Annotated in this window: 16 protein-coding genes; 8 read left to right on the top strand and 8 right to left on the bottom strand. The window is 64.3% G+C overall.

What is annotated here, in order from left to right; genetic code table 11:
- Positions 1-19: 19 nt before the first annotated feature.
- Complete coding sequence (locus tag BMF89_RS13280) at positions 20-652, bottom strand: GDSL-type esterase/lipase family protein (RefSeq protein WP_253190815.1); 633 nt, start codon at positions 650-652, stop codon at positions 20-22.
- A 439-nt stretch (positions 653-1,091) separates the two neighbouring features.
- On the opposite strand from BMF89_RS13280, the gene BMF89_RS13275 reads away from it, so the two are divergent.
- Positions 1,092-3,701 carry a DUF2156 domain-containing protein gene (locus BMF89_RS13275; protein WP_253190814.1) on the top strand — a complete coding sequence of 870 codons (2,610 nt, stop codon included), beginning with the start codon at positions 1,092-1,094 and terminating at the stop codon, positions 3,699-3,701.
- A 6-nt stretch (positions 3,702-3,707) separates the two neighbouring features.
- Here BMF89_RS13275 and BMF89_RS13270 read toward each other — a convergent pair whose 3' ends face one another.
- From BMF89_RS13270 to BMF89_RS13255, 4 genes are all read right to left on the bottom strand, one after another.
- Entirely contained in the window at positions 3,708-5,558 is a 1,851-nt protein-coding gene (locus BMF89_RS13270; protein WP_290439679.1) for a glycoside hydrolase family 15 protein, read from the bottom strand.
- Positions 5,555-6,130 (bottom strand): adenylate kinase, encoded by a 576-nt coding sequence (locus tag BMF89_RS13265; protein WP_290439678.1) that lies wholly within the window; start codon positions 6,128-6,130, stop codon positions 5,555-5,557. Before BMF89_RS13265 ends, BMF89_RS13270 begins: the two co-directional genes overlap by 4 nt.
- 103 nt (positions 6,131-6,233) lie before the next feature.
- Entirely contained in the window at positions 6,234-7,166 is a 933-nt protein-coding gene (locus BMF89_RS13260) for a threonine/serine dehydratase (protein WP_078107575.1), read from the bottom strand.
- 87 nt (positions 7,167-7,253) lie between these two features.
- A complete protein-coding gene (locus tag BMF89_RS13255; RefSeq protein ID WP_253190813.1) occupies positions 7,254-7,526 on the bottom strand; it encodes a hypothetical protein in 273 nt (90 codons plus the stop codon).
- 205 nt (positions 7,527-7,731) lie between these two features.
- Here BMF89_RS13255 and BMF89_RS13250 point away from each other — a divergent pair, with 205 nt between their 5' ends.
- The 4 genes from BMF89_RS13250 to BMF89_RS13235 all read left to right on the top strand — a co-directional run bounded on the left by BMF89_RS13250 (position 7,732) and on the right by BMF89_RS13235 (position 13,752).
- Positions 7,732-9,906: a transglycosylase domain-containing protein gene (locus BMF89_RS13250; RefSeq protein WP_078107574.1), complete on the top strand. Its 2,175-nt coding sequence runs from the start codon at positions 7,732-7,734 to the stop codon at positions 9,904-9,906.
- Between the two features lie 218 nt (positions 9,907-10,124).
- Entirely contained in the window at positions 10,125-11,837 is a 1,713-nt protein-coding gene (locus BMF89_RS13245) for an alkaline phosphatase family protein (RefSeq protein ID WP_216353821.1), read from the top strand.
- A 183-nt stretch (positions 11,838-12,020) separates the two neighbouring features.
- Complete coding sequence (locus BMF89_RS13240) at positions 12,021-12,362, top strand: hypothetical protein (protein ID WP_078107573.1); 342 nt, start codon at positions 12,021-12,023, stop codon at positions 12,360-12,362.
- 118 nt (positions 12,363-12,480) lie between these two features.
- A complete protein-coding gene (locus tag BMF89_RS13235) occupies positions 12,481-13,752 on the top strand; it encodes an MFS transporter (protein ID WP_078107572.1) in 1,272 nt (423 codons plus the stop codon).
- A gap of 35 nt (positions 13,753-13,787) precedes the next feature.
- Here the strand turns inward: BMF89_RS13235 and BMF89_RS13230 are convergent, their stop codons facing one another.
- Positions 13,788-14,087 (bottom strand): hypothetical protein, encoded by a 300-nt coding sequence (locus tag BMF89_RS13230; protein WP_139359653.1) that lies wholly within the window; start codon positions 14,085-14,087, stop codon positions 13,788-13,790.
- Positions 14,088-14,494: 407 nt separating this feature from the next.
- Here BMF89_RS13230 and BMF89_RS13225 point away from each other — a divergent pair, with 407 nt between their 5' ends.
- Positions 14,495-16,000 carry a CYTH and CHAD domain-containing protein gene (locus BMF89_RS13225; protein ID WP_078107570.1) on the top strand — a complete coding sequence of 502 codons (1,506 nt, stop codon included), beginning with the start codon at positions 14,495-14,497 and terminating at the stop codon, positions 15,998-16,000.
- 55 nt (positions 16,001-16,055) lie between these two features.
- On the opposite strand, the gene BMF89_RS13220 is transcribed toward BMF89_RS13225, so the two are convergent.
- Both BMF89_RS13220 and BMF89_RS13215 read right to left on the bottom strand, forming a co-directional pair.
- The gene (locus tag BMF89_RS13220) at positions 16,056-16,358 is read right to left on the bottom strand and encodes a DUF4193 domain-containing protein (RefSeq protein ID WP_059389433.1); all 303 of its coding nucleotides are present in this window, start codon (positions 16,356-16,358) and stop codon (positions 16,056-16,058) included.
- 119 nt (positions 16,359-16,477) lie between these two features.
- Positions 16,478-17,008, bottom strand: a complete 531-nt coding sequence (locus BMF89_RS13215) for a MarR family transcriptional regulator (RefSeq protein ID WP_078107599.1) — start codon at positions 17,006-17,008, stop codon at positions 16,478-16,480.
- Positions 17,009-17,106: 98 nt separating this feature from the next.
- Between BMF89_RS13215 and BMF89_RS13210 the strand changes: the two genes are divergently transcribed.
- On the top strand, positions 17,107-17,853 hold the full coding sequence (locus BMF89_RS13210) for a hypothetical protein (protein ID WP_078107569.1): 747 nt from the start codon (positions 17,107-17,109) through the stop codon (positions 17,851-17,853).
- Positions 17,850-18,653 carry an SDR family NAD(P)-dependent oxidoreductase gene (locus tag BMF89_RS13205; RefSeq protein WP_078107568.1) on the top strand — a complete coding sequence of 268 codons (804 nt, stop codon included), beginning with the start codon at positions 17,850-17,852 and terminating at the stop codon, positions 18,651-18,653. Before BMF89_RS13210 ends, BMF89_RS13205 begins: the two co-directional genes overlap by 4 nt.
- Positions 18,654-18,655 lie beyond the last annotated feature (2 nt).

Raw genomic sequence — 18,655 nt, 5'->3', positions numbered from 1 at the left:
CCATGACTTTGGAGACGGGTCAGTTGGCAGGATCCGCGGGCAAGCGAAGTCCCGCCGCGGCCATGTCTGCCGCGAGGACACCCGCGAGCTTGGCATGCCCGGCAGCATTCAGGTGCACGCCGTCCACCAGGTCCCCGGCGACCTGATATTTGGTGATCCAATCGCCCACGCTGAAGAAGGTCGCTCCGGCCTTTGCCGCGATGGTGCCCAGTAGCGCGTCAACCTGCGTACGGCGGCCACCGCCGGCGTTGGCACCCCTTGCCAGGGTTCCGATCATCGCAATCTTCGCCAGCGGATACCTCTTCCTGAGGGCTGCGATGAGCCTGTTGGCATTGCTCGTGATCTGCTCATCGCTCACTTTGCGGGAAGCATCGTTGCCGCCGCCTTGGAGGACGATCAGGGGTGGCGTCCCATACGGCAGTACCCAGTCTCCGCGTTGCAGCGCATCGATATAGTTGCCGGTGGTGCTCGTCGCGGCCACGAAACCCGTTCCGCCGCGACCGACTGTGTACACCTTGTAGCCAATGGCTCCCAAGGCTGCCCGCGGCCAGGATCCTTCAGGCTGGGACTGGGAGTCGCCGATGAGGACGGCCGTGTGCCGGACGTCCGCGAGGATAATCTCGTTCCGGTTGTCGCCGGGATTCTTGTACAAGGACCCCACGGGAAGCTTTGACGGGTCCTGCCCCGAATCAACCTTCCTGGGACCCTGGCCCGCTGCCGCCGGACTCCCCGAGGGCGCAATCGGTGCCGCTGTTTGCCTGCCGCCGGATGAGTCGGACGGTACGGTGGCCGCTTGCGAACAGCCCGCCAAGAGCACTCCGGCGGCGATCACGGATGCAGCGAAGCGGAATATGCGAGATTTGTGCATCGTCCTGTACCGGGCTTGCTTTCTGTTCGGTTTAGCGGTGGTTAAGCACCATTCCATTACTCATAGGCGGGTGACGGTGCGAGCCGCCAGCCTGCCTACGTCGGAGTCTATTGGATCGGGACCGGGAAGGTCACTGCGACGTTGGAATTAACCTCGCCGGACGGCCGGTGTGGAAGAATTTCATTTCGCACCCCCATCCTTCCGACGCACAGATAGGAACCCCGTGCACGCACCGGCGCCCAAGCCGGGAACCCCGTCTGTCCCGGACGTCCCTTTGCGGCGATCATGGACGGGAAGGCTGCGCTCAGCGCAGCTCACGTTGGGTTTTGTCATCGTTTTCTGGGGCTTGGGAGCCCTGACCTCAAGTCTTGCCACCGGACCGGACGCGCAGTGGCGGCTCAACGTCGCCCTGACGCCCCGCTCCTTGCCTGATCACTGGGAGGCCATCGTGGCTTCCGCCGCCTGGGCCAGGGATCTGACGGGCTATGTGCTGGATACTGCGTTGGTGCTGCTGCTGGGTGTGCCTTTGGAGCGGCGAATGGGGCGGCGAGCGTTCGCCATAGCTGCTGTCTCCAGCCAGATTCTGGGCGTCGGCATTGCCCTTGGATTCCTTGCTGTGGCCCAGGGCCTGCTCGGTAACTGGACCGAGGAGATCGGCAGTCACCTCTTCTTCGGTCCGAGTGCATTCATCATCGGTACGGCGATGGCGGGAACTGCGTCCGTGCCAACCCTGTGGAGGCGCCGCATCCGGCTGGTCGTCTCCGCCTTGCTCCTCCTCCTGGCCCTGTACAGCGGAGGCTTTGCGGATCTGGTCAGGCTCGGCGCTGCAGGTGCGGGCATGGCTCTCGGTCCATTCCTGATGGGCCGTCGGCCGCGGTTCGCGCGCCCGGTAAGTTCCCGGCACGAAGGCCGGGTGCTGCTCTCGCTGCTCATTGCCGCATCGGCGATCGGACCGGTGGTCGCCGGCCTGATCCCGCATGCCGTGGGACCGTTGTCCATCCTGCGTTTCCTTTTTACCAACATCCAGCCTGTCGATCCCCAGGCACTCCAGAGCCTCTGTTCGGATCCGGCGCAAGCGAAGGACTGTGCCGTCGCACAGCTGCAGTTGCGCGCCGGCGCCGGTGGGATCTTCATGGCCATCCTTCCGTCCTTCCTCCTGCTCCTGCTTGCGGAGGGCCTCCGCCGCGGACGGCGCTTTGCATGGGTGGGGACCCTCGTGATCCAGGTGGGCCTTTCCGTCCTGGCCGGAATTGCACTCGCCGGAGTCCTGCAGCCGACCACTTCGGACACCGGTGCGAGCGAGGGGATCGTCGCAATCGAAGGTTCGGCCTCCTCGCAGCCATTCACCTTGGCACTCCCCCTCCTTTTGCCCCTTGCATTGACCATCATCCTGCTCGCAACCCGGAAGCTGTTCCACGTCAAGGCGCCGAAGGGGACCTACAGACGCCTCGCCATCAGGGTTCTTGCGATGGCGGCCGTGCTCAGTGTTGTCTACGTCAGCGCCGGGCTCGTCCTCGCCCAGGAATTCTCCCCTGTTCCGGGGCTGCCGGACCTACTGGCGGATGTCCCTGACCGCTTCCTTCCGCTGGGCTTCGTCCTGGACGTGCCCCCGGCCATCTTCCCCCTGGGCACGGCCGCCGTTCTCGTGTACGAGGGCGTGGGGGTCGTCTTCTGGGCCGTCGCGGGTGTCCTGATCTTCAGGACTTTCCTCCACCAGTCCCACACCCGGCACGACGCCAGTACGGAGCGTGCCCGGAAGGTCATCAAGACGTGGGAGGGAAGCTCACTGTCCTGGATGACCACCTGGCCGGGAAACATGTACTGGTTCTCAGCGTCCGGGCAGTCCTTTGTCGCCTACCGGGTCAGCACGGGGGTCGCCCTCACGCTCGGCGGCCCGGTGGGACCCAAATCCGAGATGAAGGCCGTCTTCGACGAATTTGTCCTCTATTGCAGGGGCAATGGGTGGACGCCGTGTTTCTACTCCGTACCCCAGGAATTGCGCGACCACGCTGATGCCTCCGGTTGGAGCTCGGCACAAGTGGCCCAGGAAACGGTCCTGCCCTTGCATTCAGTGTCCTTCAAGGGGAAGAAGTTCCAGGACATCCGCACCGCGTTGAACAATGCCTCGAAGGCGGGCATCCGCTACGAATGGACGCGTTACGCCTCGGCGCCGTTCTCCGTCCAGGTCCAGATCGAGGAAATCTCCGAAGAATGGGTGGCAGACAAGAACATGCCCGAAATGGGCTTCACCTTAGGCAGCCTCGACGAGCTCGACGACCCCGAAGTGCGTTGCCTGCTCGCAATCGACCAGCGCCACACCGTTCACGCCGTCACCTCCTGGTTGCCCGTTTACCGCAACGGGCACATCGTGGGCTGGACCCTGGATTTCATGCGACGACGCAGCGGCGGCTTCCGTGCCAGCATCGAGTTCCTCATCGCTTCCGCGGCCCTCAGCCTCAAGGATGAAGGATGCGAATTCGTGAGCCTTTCCGGTGCGCCCTTGGCACGGGTCGAAGAGGATCCTTCCGAGATGCCACGCCCGAGGCTCCGATCCCGGCCTCCGGGCAACCTCGACCGCTTGCTCGACTGGTTGGGGGCGACTTTGGAACCGGTGTACGGGTTCAGGTCCCTCTTGGCGTTCAAGGCAAAGTTCCGGCCCCGGTACGAGCCCCTCTACATGCTCTACCCCGATGCCGCGTCCCTGCCTGCCGTTGGAACCGCCGTGGCGCGAGCCTACCTGCCAATGCTCAACCTCGGGGCCGGGCTTGCCTTGGCAGGCCGGATCTTCCGCTGGCCCAAGCGCGCCGGAACCTCAGCTCAAGGCCGCTCCTGAAGCCAGCTACGATTCATGCGACTCTGGCGATGTGTCCGACGGCGGGACCCCGCCGATCGGTACATTGCTGTGGTGCGCTTTGCCGTGGTGAAGTTGCAAGGCACTGAGCACCATGCCGAAATGGCTGAAGGCCTGGGGGACATTGCCAAGTTGCCGGCCCTCCTGGACGTCCCATTCTTCGCTCAACAGACCCACATCATTGCGCAAGGCCAGAAGCCGCTCGAAGAGTGCCGTCGCCTCCGCGCGGCGCCCGGCCCCCAAAAGCGCGTCCACCATCCAGAAGGAACACGCAAGGAAGACTCCCTCCCTGCCCGGCAGCCCGTCATCGCTGTCCTGCGGACGGTAGCGCAGCACAAAGCCGTCTTCCGTGAGGTCGCGCTGGATGGCGTCAATGGTGCCGATCACGCGTGGATCGTCGTGCGGCAGGAAGCCTACTTTGGGGATCAGGAGAAGGCTCGCGTCCAGTTCCTTGCTCCCATAGGACTGGACAAAAGTGTTGCGGTCCGCGTCGAATCCGTGGGTCATGACTTCGTCATGGATGGTGTCCCGCAAAGCCTCCCAGCGATCCAAGGGGCCGGGCATCCCCGACTCACGGATTCCGCGGACCATGCGGTCAGCGGCAACCCAGGCCATCACCTTGGAGTGCACGAAGTGCCGCCGCGGGCCGCGTACTTCCCAGAGCCCGTTGTCCGGCTGGTCCCAGGTGCTCTCAAGGTGGCGCATCAGGGCGGTCTGGATTGCCCAGGTCTCATCGCCGACGTTCATCAACGATGCGCGGGTCAGGGACAGGCAGTCGAGGACTTCTCCCCAGACGTCCAGCTGAAGCTGCTCCGCTGCCGCATTCCCGGTGCGCACCGGCGTCGACCCTTGGTACCCCGAAAGCCAGGTCAGCTCCGCCTCAGGCAACCTCCGGCGTCCGTGCAGGCTGTACATGATCTGGAGGTCGGCCGGGTCGCCTGCCACAGCACGCAGGAGCCAGTCCCGCCACGCGGCGGCCTCCTCGGTATAGCCCGCTGCGAGGAAGGCCTGGAGGGTCAACGTGGCGTCACGGAGCCAACAATAGCGGTAGTCCCAGTTCCGCGGGCCGCCGATCTGCTCGGGCAGCGAGGTGGTGGCGGCGGCAACAATGCCCCCCGTGGGCGCGTAGGTGAGGGCCTTCAACGTGATCAAGGAACGCAGTACGGCTTTCCGGTAAGGCCCCCGGACGGTGCAACGCTTGGACCAGTCCGTCCAGAACGCCGCGGTGTCGTCGAGCGCGATATCTGCCTCGACCGTGCGTGGCCGCCGTTCGTGGCTCGGAGCCCAGGTCAGCACGAAGGGGATGTGGTCGCCGGCGTTCACCGTGAATTCGCTGACCGTCGTGAAGTCCTTGCCTTTCAACGGCGCCGGGGTCTTGAGGTAGACGGAGTCCGGACCGGCAACGGCGCGGAGGCCATGCCTGTCGCGGCGCACCCAAGGCACGACGTGCCCGTAGTCGAACCTCAGGATCAGCTCGCCGCGCATCTTGACCGTCCCGCGGATCCCTTCAACAACCCGCACGATGTCCGCGACGGCGTCGCGCGGGGGCATGAAGTCGATGACCCGGACGTGCCCCTCCTCGGTTTCCCAGTCTGTTTCGAGGATGAGGGTTCCGTCCCGGTACTGGCGGCGCGTGCAGATTCCCCCGGCCTCAGGCGCCAAGAGCCAGCGCCCTGCTTGCGGTGAATCCAGGAGCGCGGCGAAACACGCGGGCGAATCGAAACGTGGGAGGCACAGCCAGTCTATGGAGCCCGCCGTGCTGACCAGGGCCGCGGTGTGCAGGTCCCCGATCATCGCATAGTCTTCGATTCTCTGGCCGATAGGCGGTTGACCGTTCACAGTCCCTTTCCTAGTGCTGATTCAATGGCGGTTATGGCCTTGGCAGTGATCTCTTCCCGCTGGCCGGAACCTTCCACGGCGAGCACGATACCGCGCTCGGAGTATCGCTCCACCACGGTCTGCGTCTCGTTGCGGTAAAGCTCCAGCCGACGCCGGATCACCGGCGCTGTGTCATCGCTGCGGCCCTGCTCCTGCGCCCTGCGGAGCATTCGCTCCACGAGTTCGTCGTCGTCGACGGTTAGTTCGACGACGGCGTCAAGCTGCTGCCGGTTGCCGGCCAGGATGCCGTCCAAGGCATCGATTTGAGCCGTTGTGCGGGGGTATCCGTCCAAGAGGAACCCAGCCAGGACATCGGCGGCGCCAAGCCGCTGGCGGACCATGGCATTGGTGACGTGATCCGGCACGAACTCGCCGCTGTCCATGTACTTGCTGGCTTCGGCTCCGAGTTCCGTCCTGCCTCCGACGTGCGCGCGGAAGATGTCTCCGGTGGAAATGGCGGGTATACCGAAATGCCCGGCAATATGTTCGGCCTGGGTGCCCTTGCCCGAGCCGGGAGGGCCCATGATGATCAATCGCAAATGTCACCTGTCCGTTCGTGAAGCGGTTTCGCGTGCCCCGGCATTGTGGCTCGAGCTTAGCAACTGCGGAGCGCTCGCGGCAGGGCTTGACTCGCCCCTAGACCGTGGCGGGGTCGGTGTTGGCACCGCAAAGAATCACGGCCACGCGTTCCCCTTCAGCAGGAACATACGCTCCGGAGTTCACGGCCGCGAAAGCAGCTGCTGCGCCGTGTTCCACGACTATGCGGTACTGCTCCCAGAGCAGCGAGCGCGCCGCGGCGATATCGTCGTCGGACACCAGGACCGTCTGGACGCCCGTGCGGACGGCCACGTCGAAACCGATCCGGCCGATCTGCCGGGCGCCGAGGGAATCCGCGGCGATCCCGGAGACGGCAACGTCGACAGGTGCGCCTGCGGCGAGGGCCGAATAGAGGGTGGGAGCATTGTCCGGTTCGACGCCGACAACCCGAGCGTGGCCTTCGACGGCAGCCGCGATTCCCGCCATGAGCCCGCCGCCGCCAACGGCTACCACGACGGTGTCGATGTCGCCCAGCTGGTCCAGGAGCTCCGAACCCACGGTGCCGGCCCCCGCGGCGATTTCGGCTTGGTCGTAGGCATGGCAGTAGACCGCCCCGGTTTCCGTGGCGTAGCCGAGGGCGGCCTCAAATGCTTCGGCGTACTCCGTTCCGCGCTGGACCACCGTGGCTCCGCTGGTCTTGAGTTTCCTGACCTTCACGGCAGGGGCGGTTTCCGGGACAAAAACGGTTGCGGGCACACCGAGTTGGGCTGCGGCGTAGGCATTCGCCAACCCCGCGTTGCCGCCCGAGGCGACGACGATCCCGATTTCTTCCTTGAGCTCGCCGCGTTCCCGTGCGGCCAGCACACGGTTGAACGCGCCCCTCGCCTTGAACGTCCCCGTGTGCTGCATGAACTCGCATTTGAACCACAATTGTCCGGGCACCGTCCCGGCATCCGCCTCGAAGACGGGTGTGCGGCGGATCCTCCCCGCAATCCGGGCAGCGGCTTCATCGACGTCGACGCGTGTGATCATGGGAGGTCCTCGTTCCGTGCGGTCCGATCGTGGGCAGGCGCTAGCCTCAGGCTATCGCCTACCGTGTGGGCTCACGTCGGTGGGGACTTAGAAGGACTCGACGTCGGCCGATCCGAGCTCCTGCCGGCGAGCCTGGCGGTTCCGCAACCAACGGCGGGCAAGGTCCACGGCGGCCCAGATTCCAGCGAGGGGAGACAGCACTACCACGCCGTAGATGAAGATCAGCCACGTCAGGATTGCCAAGGGCTGCTGGGCTCCGCTCAACCAGGACAACCCGCCGAGCAAGCCGATTGTCCAGAACAAAACCACGCCCACGAGCACGGCTCCCGCCGGAAAATACTCGCTCCTCACAACAGCCATCAGTGTCTCCACCGGCTGCCACCTGCCTTCCATCACCGCGCCCGAATAACTTCAGTATGCATCCGCAGAAACGCCGGACACGGTCAGCGCGCGGGCGAAGTGACGAACATAACCACGAGGGCCGTGTCGCCACGGATTTCGGGGCCTATGTGAAGGGACGAATGGCGGCGTAATCTGTAAACACGCACGCTCGATAGCTGGAAAAATGGCTCCGAAGAACAACCCGAAAAGTGGTTTGGCGCGGGTCTTGCGAAGGATCTTCGGATTCTTCGTGGTGAGTGCGCTGTGCGGCGTGCTGGCTGCCGGGCTCGTGGTCCCCGGCGTAGCGTCGGCCGGGATGGCCGTCAGCGGTTCGATCGAGTACTTCAACAACCTCCCGGGTGATCTGGAGGTCAACCCGCCGTCGCAGTCCACGAAAGTGCTCAGCGCGGACGGAAAGACGATCGCCACCTTCTATGCCGAGAACCGGGTTCGGGTCAGCCTGGACCAGATGTCGCCCTACATCAAGGAAGCGATTGTCGCCATCGAGGACAACCGCTTCTACCAGCACGGCGGCATCGACCCCCAAGGGATCCTCAGGGCATTGGCATCCAATTTCACCAAGGGCACCAACGAAGGTGCCTCGACCCTGACCCAGCAGTACGTGACCAACGTACTCAACGAGTCCCGTTTGGCGGCAGGCCAGACCGGACAAGTGGTGCTCAGCGGTCAGAAAACCATTGGCGACAAGGTGCGCGAAATGAAACTCGCCGTCGAACTGGAGAAGAAATTCACTAAAGACCAGATCCTGGAGGGCTACCTCAATATCGTGTTCTTCAACCGGGACGCGTACGGCATCGAAGCCGCGGCGCAGCACTTCTTCAGCGTTTCCGCCAAGGACCTGAGTCTTCCGCAAGCCGCCCTGCTCGCCGGCCTCGTCAATAGCCCCAGCTACTTCGACCCCTCCGTCCATCCGGACAACGCCATCCAGCGCCGCAACCTGGTGCTGTCCGACATGCTCGCTCAGGGCAAGATCCAGCAGGCAGCGTATGCGGCCGCCGTCGTCACTCCCTTGAAGCTCACCATCACACCAGCGAAGCAAGGCTGCGCCGCCGCAAACATGGCTGCGTACTTTTGCGACTACATCTCCCACCTCATCCTCAACAACCCTGCGTACGGTGCCAGCGTCACGGACCGGGAACAGCTCCTGTACAGCGGCGGCTTGACGATCACCACCACGCTGGACAGCCGGCTGCAGGCAGTCGCCCAAACACAGGTCGATGCCACGGCAGGCGCGAACCCGGACAAATGGGGCGCCTCCTTGGTCACAGTGCAGCCCGGCACGGGCAAGATCCTGGCCATGGCGCAAAACACGGTATTTCTTCCCCAACCCGGAAAATTCGATACCCAACTCAACTTCAATGTCGATTCCAAAGACGCCAACGGCAATGATCTCAACGGAGCCGGAGGCTTCCAGCCGGGTTCCGCCATGAAGCCGTTCACCTTCACGGAGTGGCTCAACGAGGGCAAGTCCATGACCACGGTGGTGGACGCGTCGAGGAGGGTCTACCCACTAGGATTCCCCTGGAGGGACAGCTGCGGGCGGGTACTGGGCGGCTACAGCACGGCCCAGAAAATCGCCGGCCTGGGCACAGCTGACGATCTCCGCAACAACGACGAGGGCTACTACCGTCCCATGCCCGTCAACTATGGGCTCTACAACTCCATCAACACCGCAACATTTGCCGAGGCGGCCCAACTGGACTTCTGCGGCATCCAGAAAGTGGTGGACGCGGTGGGCCTCCACAGTGGCGTGGACAGCGCACCGGTCAACATGCACCAATTGGGCAATCTCCTCGGCGGCACCGAAATATCGCCGCTCGTGATGGCCGACGCCTTTGCCACTTTCGCCGACGACGGCACGTACTGCTCGCCGATCGCCATTGTGGGAATCACCGATCCCTCCGGCGGGAAGCTGCCCGCGCAAGCCGGTTCATGCCACCCCGCCATCAAGCCCGAGGTTGCCCGGGGCGTCAACTCCGCACTCCAGGACGTCTTGAAGCGGGGATCCGGCATTTACATTCAGCCGAAAGTCCAGGACATGTTCCCCACCGCGGCAAAAACGGGAACAAACAATAGCAACGGGTCCACGTGGGTGGTCGGATACACCACGGGGCTCGCCACGGCGTCCTTCTTCGGCGACACCATGGCAGGACAGAGCCGGGCCGGACAAAACGTCACGATCAACGGCAAGTTCTACACCGCCATCGACGGATACATGCTGGCGGGGCCGCAATGGGCCAACTACATGACACAGGTCGCCGGGCTGTACCCCGCGGCTGCTTTCCCTGCGCCGCCCGCGTCCATGGCGGGCACGCCCTCGCCGAGTCCTTCCCGGTGAGAATTCCGGTCGATTAAGGACACGACGGCCTGCACACCCCCGGGGGTACGCGGATTTCCTGTGAGTTCCGGAAGAGTTCGGCTACCCGCAATTGAACCTGTCGTGAACGTTTCTGCGGTGCGGCCCAATTCGGGGGACGGACGCCCTCCCCGCAACAAGAATCAACCGGGGACGCATTCTCGAACGATAAGAACGCAATAGCGAAGGGTCTTACTTCCATGAAGACAGCCAAGAAGTACAGGCTTGCCACAGCAGCGGTCCTGGGGGCCGTGCTGGTGGCCGGGTCCGCGGTGGCGCCGGCGATGGCCGACGACGCTTCACGCGGCGGCCAGGACGTCCAGGGCCAGCAGGCATCAGACGGCAGCAAGGGCCAGGGTGGCCAGGGCGAAACGTCGAAGCACGTCCTGCTGCTTTCGGTGGACGGCCTTCACCAGAAGGACCTGGATCTCTACGTGAAGAACCACCCGACGTCGGCGCTCGCGTCGCTGGTCAACCACGGCACCAGCTACACGCACGCCCAGACTCCCGTGCCCTCGGATTCCTTCCCCGGCATGGTCGGCCAGCTGACCGGCGGCAATCCCGGGACCACCGGCGTCTACTATGACGACACCTTCAACCGGGCACTCCTGCCGGCAGGCACCACGGATTGCAAGAACACCGCGCCCGGCGCCGAAGTGGCCTTCACCGAAGCGGCGGACAAGGACCAGAACGCCCTCGACGCCGGCCAGGGCCTGCCCGGGCTTCCGGGCAGCATCCTGAACATGACCGGACAGCCCGGTTCGCTCCTGGACCCCGCAGCCCTCCCGGTTGACCCGGCGACGTGCAAGCCGGTGTACCCGCACCAGTACTTGAAGGTGAACACGGTCTTCGAAGTGGCGAAGAGCGCTGGCCTGACCACCGCATGGTCGGATAAGCACCCGGCCTATGAAATCCTGGACGGCCCTTCCGGGAAGGGCCTGGATGACCTCTTCACCCCGGAAATCAACAGCAAGGCCGCCGCTCCGTTCACTGGCGACTGGACGCAGGACAACGCCGCCACCCAGCAGTACGACGGCTACAAGGTCCAGGCCGTGCTGAACGAGATCGACGGCAAGGACCACTCCGGCACCAAGACGGCCGGAGTACCGGGCATCTTCGGGATGAACTTCCAGGCCGTCTCGACGGCACAGAAGCTCCCGACGTCGGATGGCCTCACCGGAGGTTACCTTCAGGGCGGCACCGTCCCCGGGCCGCTCTTGAGCAAAGCCCTGGACTTCGTCAACGCTTCCGTGGGCAAGTTCGAGTCCGAGCTGGCCGCTTCCGGCCACGCCAAGGACACCACGGTGATGCTTTCGGCCAAGCACGGACAGTCGCCGATGGACTCTTCGACGCTGACCAGGGTTCCTGACAGCGCAATCATCGATGGCCTGAACGCGGCATGGAAGTCGGCACACCCCGGCTCGGCAGACCTCGTGGCCTTCTCCACCGACGACGACATCATGCAGCTGTGGCTTTCGGACCACTCGCAGGCGGCAGCCAAGTTCGCCAAGGACTACCTGGCAGCGCACTCGGCCGCCGGCAACGACGTCAACGGTGCCGCCAAGACCGTGACAACCTCGGGGTTGAGCAAGGTCTACGCGGGCAGCGAGGTTGCAAACTACTTCGGCACCAAAACCAGCGACGCACGCTACCCGGACATCCTGGGGATCGCCCAGACCGGCGTGGTGTACACGGGCGGCCAGGCCAAGATCGCTGAACACGGCGGAGCCAGCGCGGACGACCGCGATGTGCCCCTCGTGATCTCAGGCGGCAACGACCAACACGCCCGGACCGTGACCACCGCCGTTGAGACGACGCAGATTGCGCCGACCATCCTGAAGACGCTTGGCCTGGATCCGAACAAGCTGCAGGCCGTGCAGATCGAGGGGACCAAGGCACTCCCCCAGCGCTGATCCAGCGCTGATCCAGCGCGCTTCGAACACTGGAGGGGTTCCGCGGCCGGACGGCCGAGGGGCCCCTCCCTTGTGATCTTCGGACCCGTGGCCGCACGAAATGAACCGTTCGGCTGGCGAAGCCGCATTGGGCGCCACGCGACGTCTGCTTACAATCAAACGTCAGCAACTACTGAGGGAACCATGAAGAAAATCACCACAGCCCTGCTCGCGGCCGGGCTCGTCCTCTCCGCATCAGCTTGCTCCGCACCGCAGCAGCTGAGCACCGCGGACACCTGCAGCCGGGTCAAGACCGTCATCTCGAACCCCACGAACACCACGGACAAAACGGGAACCATCCGGGTAGCCAACCAGCTCCGCCCGATCGAAGCCGTGTCCTCGGATGAGCTGAAGCCCACCCTGAAGACGATCGTGGACTACCTGGACGAGTCCTCGAAGGACAGCCCGGATACCGCGAAGCTCAACGCCCTGAAGAACGATTACCAGAACGCGGGCACCAATTACAGCAAGTACTGCAGCGGCTAAAGCGAGTTTGCATTCCGGACCCGAGGACTGGCCATGGCTGCCCAGTCCTCGGGTGCATTGCGTCGGTATGGCGTGCGCTGTCTCGGCTTCATCCTGCCTGTGAACGGACGCTGACCGCATGGATGGTTCGAACCCGCGGGACGTTTTCCGGATTCCCGGCTACCTGGCTTTCTGGTCGGCCTACACAGTGTCGGGTTTTGGAACCTACATCTCCACTTTGGCCCTGCAGGTCCTGGTGCTGGATTCGCTCCGAGGAACAGCAACCGACGTCGGTCTGCTGAACGCTGCCCGGTGGCTCCCCTATCTCTTCTTCGGATTGCTCGCAGGTGCCCTCGTCGACCGACGGCCCCGGAAGCCCGTGCTCGTGGGAACAGACCTTGCGCGGGGCATCCTCCTGCTGGCCATTCCTGTTCTCTACGCCGTGGGACGGCTGAACCTCGTTGTCCTCATCGTCTTCGTTGCTTTCTTCGGCGTGTTCTCCCTCTTCGGCGACGCGGCGTCCCAGTCGTTCCTCCCTCGGATCGTGGGCAGGCGGGACTTGCTGGCTGCACACGCGAGGGCCGACCAAAGCGATGCCGTCGCCCAGACTTCCGGCCCGCTGGTTGCCGGCGGCTTGGTCACGCTCCTGGGGGCTCCCTTCGCTGTCCTCGCCGACGCCGTGTCCTATCTCTTTTCCGCGCTGGCGATCTCCCGGGTGCGCGTTGTGGAGCCCCGGGAAGCATCCGGCTCATCCCTGCGAGGCCTCCGCGCGGAGATCGCCGAGGGACTCCGTTGGGTCTACCGGCACCGCGTTCTTGCGCCAATGGCCGTCGGATCCCACGTCTGGTTCCTCGCGAACAGCATGCTCGGAACAGTCTTCGTATCCTTCGTCTTGCTCGAATTGAGGTTGTCTCCTTTCGAGCTTGGTATCACTCTGGCGGCCGCCGGCGTCGCCGGGCTGCTCGGGAGCAGCTTCTCGACCAGGTTCGGGATGCGATGGGGTGCCGGGCGTGCGGTGATCATTTGCAATTTCCTCATGTCGGTCGGCTGGGCGATCATCGCCGTCGTGCCTACCGGCAACGGACAGAAGTGGCTCGTGATTCTCTTGCTCGCCGCGGGGCAGGCCGTCTACGGACTGGCCCTGGGACTGAGCAACGCGAACGAGATGGGCTACCGGCAAGCGGTAACACCGGACCATCTGCAAGGACGCATGAACACCACAATTCGGTCCGCGAACCGCGCGATGATCGTGGTCGGCGCACCGGCTGGCGGACTCCTCGCGGTATCAATCGGATACCAGCCGACGTTGTGGATCGGAATTGCGGGATTCGCGGCAGCGGCGTTGCTCCTTGCGGCCTCTCCGTTCCGCTCTGCGCGGCACGGCGACGCTGTCCAGGGCAGACGCCAGTAAGGGCTGGAGCTTGGCGACCCGCAGCCCGGCCAACGTTACAGCGCGGTGTGCTTCCCGAACGGATGGTGGCCCGTGGCCGGCTGTCCGTGGCTCCCCAGCCATTCGGACAGGGCCTCGCGCAAGATCTCGCTGGGCGTGAGGCTAAGCGTTTGTGAAGCCGACTCCAGGGCGCGGTCCAGTTCTCCGGGAATCTGGAAGTCCAAGGGCGAGGGACGGCGGTCTTCCTGCGATTCGGAAGGCACGCCATCGCCGCGCAACAGCTTGCCGACGGCTGGCTTCATGTCATCTTCAGTCCACGCCGAAAGGCGCTCGAAATGACTCACATCTCGTGTCATGATTTTCCCTCCCATCAATCAAGCATCCTCCGTTGTCGGGCCGCCGTCACCCTCTGCGAGTAATTACTCTCTAACCATCGCGAATTGCGTCGGGCGCGCGGCGAGGCCACGGGTTCATGTCCCGTTTCGGCGGGCTTTTGGCTGGTCCCAGCGGAGGTCGACCGGGCCCGTTCGAAGACCCAGGAGTCGCAGAACGGACCCGGCGCTCACGCTTAAGGGTGAGACCGCGACGGACATCGATCAGCGCAGGGCTGGTGCCGTCAGAGTGATCTTAGGGCTTGGGCGGATTCCGGTCTAGGGAATCGAAGGACCGGGGTTGTAAAACCTTGACCGCTCTTTCCCTGCAGGAGGCCTAGTGGGAGGATGCCTATAGGTGCGGACCAGCTACGAGAAGGACGGGAAACGGCATGTCGACCCAGGAATCCGTGGAAACAGAGCGCAAGTACGACGCCGACTTGGAAACGCCCCTTCCCGCGTTCGAGGACATCACCGGCGTCGAACAGGTCGCAGATCCTGCGGATCATCAACTCGAGGCCGTCTACTTCGATACCGAAGGCCTGGTCCTTGCCAAGCACCGGATCACCTTGCGGCGCCGCTCCGGAGGCATCGATTCAGGCTGGCATTTGAAACTGCCGGCAGACCGGGACAATCGCGTGGAGATCCAGGCGCCGCTGGGGCAGCCTGAGATCGTCCCGGAGGAGCTGGCGGAGCGTCTCATCGTCTTCACCCGCGGCGAGGAACTCAGGCCCGTGGCCCGGATCCATACCCGCCGCACTTTGCACCGGCTACACGGAAGCGACGACGTCACGCTGGCCGATTTCGTGGATGACCACGTGACGGCAGAGACCTTGCACCCGAGGCAACTGGAGAGGCGCTGGCGGGAATGGGAAATCGAGCTGGTCCACGGCGATGAATCCCTGTTCGAGAGCGCGGAGAGTGTCTTGTCAGAGGCCGGCGCAACCCCCTCCGGGCACGCGTCCAAGCTTGCGCGTGCCTTCGGCACGGCCTGGCCGGCAGCCGTGCCGGCGCCGCCGAAAGCACGTCCGAAGGGTTCTGCGGGAGACGCAATAGTTGCCTACATCGCCGCACAGATCGCTGAAATCACCGAACTGGATTCCGGAGTCCGGCAAGGCGTCGACGACGCTGTTCACCGCATGCGCTCGGCCACCCGCAGGCTCCGCTCGACGTTGTCCGCTTACGGCAAGCTCTTCGACGCCGATGCCGTGGATCAACTCAAGGCCGAACTCAAATGGCTGAGCAAGGTCCTGGGCAAGGCACGGGATGCCGAGGTGTTGCGGGACCGGATCGGGGAATTGATGAATGAACAACCCGACGGCTCGGTGTCCGCTCCAGCTGCCAGCAGGATCAATGACGAACTCGAGGCCGCCTTCAACTCCGGGTATCGCGAGATGCTCCGCTCCTTGGGAACGAAACGCTATTTCCGGCTCCTGGAGTCACTCGAGGAATTCCGCGACGAGCCTCCCGCGAAACCTCGTGCGGGGAAGAAGGCCCGTCCCGTCACGGCCAAGCTGGCCGGGAAAGCGGTCAAGCGGCTGCGCCGGTCCCAGAAGGCAGCGGCCGGGCAAACCGGCGTCGAAAGCGACAGGGCATTGCACCAGGTCCGTAAAGACGCAAAACGGCTGCGCCATGCAGCCGAAGCGCTGCGGGACGTCCACAGGAAACCCGCTGTGAAACTGGCCCGCAACGCCCAGAAGATCCAGAAGATCTTAGGAGAGCACCAGGACAGCGTTGTCAGCCGCTCGGTGCTGCTCCGGCTCGCAAGCGCTGCCGGCGGATCGGTGGAGGACAACTCGCCATACCGCCCCTTGCTCGCTGCCGAAGAGCAGCGAGCAGCGGATTCCGGGGCCCGTTATGAAAAGCTCGCCAAGAAGAAGCGCCTACATCCCCTGTGATGAACGTAACTGTGAGGGAGATGGTTAAGCGGCACGTGGATTGGATCTCAGAGGCTCAGCCTTCGCACTCTACGCAGTACGCGTGACCGTTCTTTTCACGGGCAATCTGGGAGCGGTGACGGACGAGGAAACAGGAGTAGCACGTGAACTCGTCTTCCTTCTGGGGAACGACCGCAATGATGAGTTCCTCGGCCACGAATTCGCCGCCTGGTACCTCGTTGCCTTCAAAAGCATCGGCCTCGTCAAGCTCCCGTACAACGCTGCGGGCATCCGGAGCATTGGCAGACTGCAGGGCCTGAAGTGACGTGCTTTGGGATTCCGCGACGTCGGAGCGGAGTTCGTCGTAATCGGTTGCCACCTGGGGTTATCTCTTCTCTTGTATATTTGCTGGCGAATGTGCAACATACACCATGCGGCTGCTATTCCCCACAATGTGGCAAAAATCGTGCCCTATTCGTCATGTCCGTTCCAGGCGGCCTAACGCGGCCCGTTCGCTGGCTCAGGGCCTGGATCGGCCGTCAGGCCCCCCGCCCCTCCACGCTCGCGGCCGACGTCGCGGTGGAGCTCCCTGTCCAGCCCGTGGCCGTTGGCGAGCTGGGCGAGCAAGTCGCCAAGTTGCTTGACCTGCTCCGTTGTCAGCGGGGCCAGGATCTCTGCTTCATGCTGTTCCGCGATTCCGCGCAGTTCCCGCAGCACGCGCTTGCCGGCGTCGGTGAGATGGAGTTCATAGTTCCGCCGGTCCGTGCTGCTGCGGACCCTCTCCACGAGGCCGCGTTCCTGAAGCGAGTCGATGAGTGAGACCACCCGGCTGGGGACGGCACCGAGCCGGTCCGCAAGGGAGCGTTGGCTCAATCCCGGAGCGCGACCGAGCAGGCGGATGACACCGGCGTCGCTGGGCGTGAGCCCGATCTCCCGGGTGCGGTCGGCAAAGCGGGAGGAGGCAACGGCCCCTAGCTGCGACAAAAGAAAAGCAGTCCGTTTCGGCCGACCCGGCGTGGCTAAGTCCATGGATTCAGGATACATGCTTGACAGAATAATTCTAGAGGTGAACCATTTCAGTAGTGATGCAATTACGAGATATCGGCCAGCACTAGAAAGGTCCAGCCATGAGTAGTCGTTCGATTCCCGATGAAGGCGGCCGTCCAGCTCGGTCGGGCGGCCCGCACCCCGGCGTTCTAGCCCTCGTCAGCCTGGGCATTTTCCTCGCCAGCCTCATCACGTCCGCAATACTGACAGGAGGCCAGACGTTCGTCTCGCCCTTTGCCCAGGCGGAGCAGGTGGCCGCGTTCTTCCAGCAAAACGTCGCCGCGACGCGAGTCGGCGGAATGCTCCAATTCGGCTCCGCGGTGCCATTGGGCATCTACGCGGCTACCGTCTACGCCCGGCAGCTCCGGCTCGGGGTTCGTGTTCCCGGACCGGCCATCAGCTTCTTTGGCGGCGTCAGCGCGGCCATCTTCCTGATGTTGTCAGGCTCAGTGACCTGGCTGCTGAGCCGGCCCGAAATCACCGCGGATGTGACGCTCACCCACGCACTCGCCTTCCTCGCGTTCATCACCGGCGGCGTCGGCTTCGTCGTCGGGACCGGCCTCCTCATGGCGGGAATTGCCGTCCCGGCCCTGATCCTTGGCTTCATGCCCCGTTGGCTGGCTTGGACCGGCTTGGTCATTGCCGCACTGTCAGAGTTGAGCTTCCTGTCGATGGTGATCGAGCCGCTTCAGTTCCTCCTGCCGCTGGGACGCTTCGGCGGCCTGCTTTGGCTGGTTGCTGCAGGCTTCCTGCTCCCGCGCAACCGGGCTGCCGCGAACCAAGAACCCCGGGCGCATGCGTCCGGGGCCAGCCGGACAGCGCCATGACGACGGCGGATCCCATCCGGCCGCTGTCCGGAAAGGTCGCGCTAGTCACCGGAGCGAGCCGCGGAATCGGTGCGGAGATCGCAGCTGTGCTGGCTGGCGCCGGCGCCGACGTCGTCCTTGCCTCTCGTGACGGCGCCCGCCTCTCCCAACAGCTTGCCGCCATTACTTCGGGCGGCAGGAATGCGGTGGCTATGACCGTGGATGTGGGCGACGAGGGCTCGGTGAAAGCCCTCATGGCCCGGATCCGGGACCGCTTCGGCCGGCTGGACTTCGCGGTCAACAATGCCGCAGGCGGCGGTCGGGCCCCGGCACCCCTGGCCGAGTGGGCGAGCGCGGAGTTCGACAGTGCAATCTCAGTCAACCTTCGGGGAGTGTTCCTCTGCCTGAAATACGAAATCGAGCTCATGCTGGCAAGCGGGAACGGCGGGACGATCGTGAACATGTCCTCCACAGCAGGCGAACAAGGCGTCGCCGGCATGAGCGGCTATGTGGCGAGCAAGTTCGGCGTCGGCGGCCTGACACGGGTTGCTGCCCTCGACTACGCATCGCACGGGATCAGGGTCAACGCGATCGCTCCCGGCCCTATACTCACTGAGCGGCTTGCAGGGGCGGGCCAGGCCGCCCAGGATCGCGTCGCCGCCACTGTGCCGCTGGGGCGGATCGGTTCCACGGCCGACGTTGCTGCCGCAGCCCTTTGGCTCTGCTCGGACCAGTCCTCGTTCGTCACCGGAACCGTTCTCGCCGTCGACGGCGGCCGGCTGGCAGGAACGCCAGCGTTCAACACCAGCAGGAGCCACTGAGG

The organism is Arthrobacter sp. SRS-W-1-2016 (assembly GCF_002009585.1).
In the GTDB taxonomy this organism is placed as follows: Bacteria; Actinomycetota; Actinomycetes; order Actinomycetales; family Micrococcaceae; genus Arthrobacter; species Arthrobacter bambusae_A.
Note: the sequence above shows the minus strand (reverse complement) of the source record. Positions and strands in the feature narration are given on the sequence as shown.